Genomic DNA, 6092 nt, shown 5'->3' with positions numbered 1-6092 from the left:
GGTCACTCCGCTCCCGGGTCTCGCTTTGGGGGTACACGGCTAACCCCGTTTAACGGAAGGGGTACTCTATTCCAGTGTTGCCGTCTACATATTATAGACAGATCACAGGCCGAGGAAGCAAGGGGGAGCGGCTTCCTCTTTGCCTGCAGCAGAAACTTTTCGTCTCGAAAAAAGAGATGGGTGTTGTTAGAATAGACGTTGATTTTTCTTGCAAAGGAGGCGATGTGTTTGGATGAGAGGAACATATGGAAGAGCGTTGCTTTCCTCATCGGTTTGCCGCTTCTTTTAATCGTCATCCTCGTCGCATTGCTTGTGGAAAGCAGTGTGGAGGCGGTCGCGCCGGTGGAGGAGAAATTGAAGGAGAGTGAAAATCCGAAGTACGATTTTTTTGCTGAAGTTCCCAACGGCCGTTCCGATGATGAGAAGGACTCCGCTCATATTTACCGGGTGGAAGGCAAGAGCGTAGAAGAGATTTCTAAACATATTCAATCCTTGCAAAAACCTAAACAGCAGGCTGTTCCCTTTTATCACCGCCACCTTCTCGCCTATCCGGAGGCCCTGGTGACGGTGTACCAGGATTTGGATGATCCTTCCGATGTGTTGGTGGAAGTGGCACCTGAAGAGTTTGTAAGGGAGCAGTATCACCCGCAGCTTTTTACAGAGGAGACGGATCTCTTCGATGACGATCCCTTTGATATGCCTAAGTTTCATGCTTATCGCTCTTATTATACCGGGTTTATTAACTGGGATCGGCAGTATACGCGATATCCCTACTTTGTTGAAGAAAACCGCTCCTCAACCACCTCTATTCGAAATGGGTCGGCGGGTACCCGCAGCTCTCGGGGCGGGGGGATCAGCGCAGGGAAATAAGCAAAGGGGGAATCGACATGGACATCTTAAACCAGTATCCGCTGTTGCGCTCCATCTTGTTGACAATGGGGTATACATCATTCTCCGGGATCGCTATTTTTTTAGGCTATTTTTTGTTTTCCAGGGTGACCCGGTACGATGACACGGTAGAAATCTTTGAAAAGAAAAATGTGGCGGCTGCCTTGGCTTCCGGCGGCAAAGTGGTCGGAACTGCGATCGTGCTCGGGTTTGCTATCGTGACCAACGATCGTCTGTGGTGGACAGCTCTGTGGGGCTTAATCGGCATTCTTCTTTTGATACTGGGATACAAAGGATTGGAGTGGGCCACCCCTCGCCACCATGTGGACGCTGAGATCGCCAAGGGAAACACCGCTGCCGGGGTTTTCTCCTTTCTGCTGTCTGTCGGTCTTGCTGTGGTGATCGGGGCCAGCCTTACCTGAGGAGGATGAGGATGGAACCGGAAGCAAGCCGGAAGATCCGCTGGATCTATTGGTCCAGCGGAATTGTCAGCATCTGTGGAATCATCTTTGAAATCTTGTTCGGCGCCTTGGGTTCCTACGCCTTCGGTGATGGAGTAAAGCAATATGCACTTACCATCGGTTTTTTTCTGAGCGGAATGGGACTGGGAGCCTATTTTAGTGAATATGTGAGGAGACGGTTGCTTACCGCTTTTGTGCTGGTGGAGTTGGGAGTTGCCCTGATCGGCGGGGTCTCCGTGCTGCTTCTGTTTTTGATCACCGCCTATGGGGGGCCGAAGAGCGGCCAGATCTTTTTAGTGTTGGTGACGCTGGCTGTCGGCGTGCTGACGGGGATGGAGCTGCCGATTCTGATCCGCGAAGCCCGCCGTATCGGGGAACAGCTTAACCGTAGCGCGGCCCGGGTCTTATTTTTCGATTACGCGGGGAGTCTGATCGGTGCAGTTATTTTTCTTTTGCTGTTACGTCCCTGGCTGGGGTTGGTTCGGTCTGCTTTTGTGGTCGGGAGCATCAACGCGTTGGTCGGTCTGCTGATCGCCTGGCGCTTCGCGGGAGACCTTCGTCGCCCGTCGGCGGTGAAGGGATTTGCCCTCGGTTGTCTCGCGCTGTTGTCCTTTGGTATCTTTTTCGGAGACAAAGCGAGCCATGCCCTGGAGAGTCAATTGTACCGGGACCAGGTTTTGCGAGTGGAAGAGACGGCGTATCAACGGATTGTCGTCACCCGGGAAGAGGGGGACACCCGTCTCTACCTAAACGGAAACCTGCAGTTTTCATCCACCGACGAATACCGGTATCACGAATCCCTGGTTCACCCCGCGATGTCCATTCCGGAGCAACACAAACACATCCTGGTCTTGGGGGGCGGAGACGGTCTCGTTGTCCGGGAATTGCTGAAATACCCTGATATCGACAAAATCACTCTGGTGGAGCTGGATCCAGCCGTCACCCGGATGGCCCGGAGCGATCCGCTGTTGACGGCGATCAACCAGGGGGCATTGGACCATCCGCAGGTGAATATCGTGCATGAGGATGCGTTTCAGTATGTGCGGGACAACCGTAACCTCTACGATGTTGTGATCGTCGATCTGCCCGATCCCAATAATGAGAGCATCAACCGGATGTATACCGTGCAGTTCTACGAGATGCTGAAAAAGCGACTCGCTCCGGAGGGGGCTTTGGTCTTGCAGGGGACCAGCCCCGTCTTCGCCCGAGATTGTTACTGGACGATTTATGAGACGGTGAAGGCGGCGGGGCTCCACACCCTTTCGTATCACGTGGATGTACCCAGTTTTGGCAACTGGGGATTTGTATTGGCTACCCGGGAGCCGGTGAAGCAACAGGCGCTCCGCGTGGAAACGGAAGAGAAGAACCGCTATTTAACTGAGGATACCTTGCCTTCACTCTTTCATTTCGGCAAGGATGAACAAAACCCGGGTAAACTTCGTCCCAACACGTTCAATGATCCGGTGTTGATGGATTTGTATGGCGATGCGTGGAAGCATTACTAAAAATAAGGGCGGTCCCTGATCCGGGGGCCGCCTTTTCGATCATCGCCGTGCTTCGTGGGTAGAAGAGAAAATTTCAATCTATGAGTAGAAACACTCCGGTATGGTTGCAGGGAAAGGGAGAGGGGGAACCTCATCTGGCCATTCACTGCATGCCGATACCGATCCGGCCGGAGAGAAGAGTTTCACTCCCTTTCGGAAAAAATTAAGATAAACGAAACAAAAATCCTTTGAACCACCTCTGGATTATTGTAAAATATTGTTGGATAAAAAAGTTAATGGGAGGCGAAGAGTGGGTGTTGCAAACCGTGGATATTTACGATTTAGGCAGAGTTATCAGAAAGGTCCGAAAAGAAAGAGGTCTGCGGCTGGAGGATTTAGCCGACGGCAATATTTCGCCGGCAACCATCAGTAACATCGAACGGGGGGTGCCTCATGTTCGTTCTGATCGGGCCTTCTATGTGTTGGAGAAGTTGGGGATCTCATCGGATCAGGTGCCGGAGCTATTGTCGGGAGAACAACATTGGTATCAATCCTTGGAACGGCAGCTGAAACTGGCGGAGGTTCAATGTGAAATCGGTAATTCCGAGGCGGTGTTGAAGGAATTGAGGGATCTCAGCATTGGGGATGATAGTCCTTTGGCCCCGCAGCTTTTTTATATCAGGGGAAAATGCTGGGTCTCCCAGAAGAAATGGAAGCGGGCGGAACAATCGTTGCACAAGGCGATTCACTTGGCAGACCAGACGTCGCCGGAAACGAATATTGAGGCCGCCGCCTATTTGGAGCTGGGGGTCGCCCGCTATCAACAGAATGATCTGGTTCGGGCTTTGCAATGGACAGACAGTGGGATCAGCGCCTTTCAAGCGGAAGGAGATCGTCCCTATCTGTGGTACATACTTCAAAAAAATCGCGGCCTGTTTCTGGAGCGACTGGGACGGGTGGGAGAATGTCTCAAATTGGTGCAAGATATATGGCCGAAGCTTAAGTACATAGATAACACCGCGGATGTGCTCGCGTTCTATTGGTTGCGGGCGGAAATGTGCTACCGCATGAAAATGGCGACGGACGCGATCCACTATGCTTCAGAGGGGCTGGACATCGCCCGCCGCAGCCTTCATTACCGATCGATCGTCACTCTCTGTACGGTCTTGGGCAATATCTATATGAAGGAAAAGGAGTTTCATATCGCGGAACGGTACTATCAGACGGCGCTAAATTGTCCCCAAGTGGGAGTTTCCAAATCCTTGACGAAAACGTTGATCGGATTGGGGGTGTTATACAGCCGGCAAGGAGATCATGGACAAGCATTGGATACTTTTGATCAGGCGATACAGAATGCCAGAGAACATAACGATGCTCCTCGCCTCGTCAACGCCCTGTTGTTAAAAGGAGACCTCTACGGGAAAGTGAATAAGGATCAAGAAGCGATCCGTGTCTATGAGGAAGCTTTGCATCTCGCCAGGGATTATGGATATAAAAAGCCGGAACACCGGGCGCTGTATTGTTTAGCAGAAATGTGGAAAAATAAAGATGAAGAGGAATTTTTCAGATATATCCGAAATATGTATGAGATACAAAAGGATATTCAGGACAAGGAGGATTTTTTGGATGAAGTGGAGTAAACCTCTGATCGCTGCTGCGGCAGCTGTTGTGCTCCTGCTCGGAGTCGGTGCTTTTTATTCGTCAGCGGATGTTCACCATCTCGCTGCCGCCCAACAACAATCCAATGATGAACCCAGCGGTGGTTGAATGGGTTAAGGTTCCCCCTTCCTGTGCAGTGGAGGGGGCTTTTTATGTCTTGACAACTTTTTCTATTACTATAAGATGAAAGTAAAGGTTGAATTTTCAAAAAAGGAGAGGTTTTTTTGCAAAGTCATCGGTGGTGGACGGCGGTATGGATGACAGCCTTACTCATCCTATGCGTGCCATTTGTCGCTGTGGGACAATCCGATAGCAAAGCGGTGGATTCCGGTCAAAAAGAGCCGCAAATCTATCGGATCGATGATGTCACCACAAAGGAAGAGCGGACGCAGATCGCCGGTAGCGGAGCCTCTATCGATCAGGTGGGGAAGGATTATGTGGTGGTCACGGCAGATCAAGCGACAGCGGACGAGCTGAAGCAACAAGGCTTTGCGATGCGACAGATGATGACGGCGCAGGATTTTCCGGTTGCGGACTCCGACTACCATAACTATGACGAGATGGTGGCCGAAATCGACCGAGCTGCGGAGGATCATCCGGAGATCGTAAAGAAGTTCAGTATCGGCCGCTCCTATGAAGGCAGGGAATTATGGGCGGTCAAAATCAGCGACCAACCCGACACGGACGAAGATGAACCGGAAGTGTTGTTTACAGGGCAACACCATGCCCGGGAGCATCTGACCGTGGAAATGACCCTGTCGGTATTAAAGATGTTTACCGATTCCTACGGGAAGGATGAACAGCTGACCGAGTTGGTGAACAACCGGGAGATCTTCATCATCTTTAGCGTCAATCCCGACGGAAGTGAGTATGATATCCGTGATGGCACCTACAAACACTGGCGGAAAAACCGGCAGCCCAACGGATCGCTCTCTGTCGGTACCGATTTAAACCGGAACTACGGGTACCAGTGGGGTTGTTGTGGTGGTTCCAGCGGAGATCCCTCCAGCCAAACCTATCGGGGAGCCGAACCCTTCTCCGCTCCCGAGACGGCCCGCGTGAGAGACTTTATCAACAGCCGCGTGGTGGACGGGGAGCAGCAGATCAAGACGGCGATCACCTTTCACACATACAGTGAGTTGATCCTGTGGCCTTACGGATATACTTACGAGGATGTCCCCGAGGATATGGACGCCGAGGATTATCAGATTTTTAGTGCTATGGGACATGCCATGGCGGAAACCAACGGCTATCAACCGATGCAGGCTAGCGATCTCTACATCACCGATGGTGATATGACAGACTGGGCTTATGGAAAACACGGCATTTTTGCCTTCACCTTTGAGATGTATCCCAAAGATTCTGTTCCCGGCTTCTACCCGCCGGATGAGGTGATTGAGGAGCAGACAGAACGCAATCGGGAAGCGGTGCTGTACATTACGGAAAAAGCCGGCTGTCCCCGTGAGGCGATCGGGGAAGGTTGCACAACCAAATGACGGGGAAGTCCATGTCGGGCTCCTCAGAGTGTGGAGAAAGCCCCTTAATGCTTTCTTCACACTCTATTTTTGTAGAGAAAAGCCAGCTCATTGGGGTTTCAAAA

6 protein-coding genes are annotated in these 6092 nt (G+C 51.6%); all 6 read left to right on the top strand.

The genetic code is table 11. From position 1 onward, the window contains the following. Positions 1-228 precede the first annotated feature (228 nt). The 6 genes from BLP91_RS15740 to BLP91_RS15720 all read left to right on the top strand — a co-directional run bounded on the left by BLP91_RS15740 (position 229) and on the right by BLP91_RS15720 (position 5988). Complete coding sequence (locus tag BLP91_RS15740; protein ID WP_176758043.1) at positions 229-870, top strand: DUF4247 domain-containing protein; 642 nt, start codon at positions 229-231, stop codon at positions 868-870. A 17-nt stretch (positions 871-887) separates the two neighbouring features. Beyond that, entirely contained in the window at positions 888-1310 is a 423-nt protein-coding gene (locus BLP91_RS15735; protein ID WP_091573067.1) for a DUF350 domain-containing protein, read from the top strand. A gap of 11 nt (positions 1311-1321) precedes the next feature. Beyond that, complete coding sequence (locus BLP91_RS15730; protein WP_091573066.1) at positions 1322-2854, top strand: polyamine aminopropyltransferase; 1533 nt, start codon at positions 1322-1324, stop codon at positions 2852-2854. Between the two features lie 293 nt (positions 2855-3147). Further along, on the top strand, positions 3148-4473 hold the full coding sequence (locus BLP91_RS15725) for a tetratricopeptide repeat protein (RefSeq protein WP_176758042.1): 1326 nt from the start codon (positions 3148-3150) through the stop codon (positions 4471-4473). Next, positions 4460-4600: a hypothetical protein gene (locus BLP91_RS16870; RefSeq protein ID WP_176758041.1), complete on the top strand. Its 141-nt coding sequence runs from the start codon at positions 4460-4462 to the stop codon at positions 4598-4600. Before BLP91_RS15725 ends, BLP91_RS16870 begins: the two co-directional genes overlap by 14 nt. 116 nt (positions 4601-4716) lie before the next feature. Further along, positions 4717-5988, top strand: coding sequence for a M14 family metallopeptidase (locus tag BLP91_RS15720; RefSeq protein ID WP_218119256.1), 1272 nt, complete (start codon positions 4717-4719; stop codon positions 5986-5988). Positions 5989-6092 lie beyond the last annotated feature (104 nt).

Source organism: Melghirimyces thermohalophilus (genome assembly GCF_900102685.1).
In the GTDB taxonomy this organism is placed as follows: domain Bacteria; phylum Bacillota; class Bacilli; order Thermoactinomycetales; family DSM-45169; genus Melghirimyces; species Melghirimyces thermohalophilus.
The sequence above is the reverse complement of the archived record's forward strand: the minus strand, read 5'-3'. Positions and strand labels throughout refer to the sequence as shown.

Coding starts and splice junctions, on each gene's coding strand:
- BLP91_RS15735 (WP_091573067.1), top strand. CDS start 888: ATGGACATCTTAAACCAGTATCCGCTGTTGCGCTCCATCTTGTTGACA.
- BLP91_RS15730 (WP_091573066.1), top strand. CDS start 1,322: ATGGAACCGGAAGCAAGCCGGAAGATCCGCTGGATCTATTGGTCCAGC.
- BLP91_RS16870 (WP_176758041.1), top strand. CDS start 4,460: ATGAAGTGGAGTAAACCTCTGATCGCTGCTGCGGCAGCTGTTGTGCTC.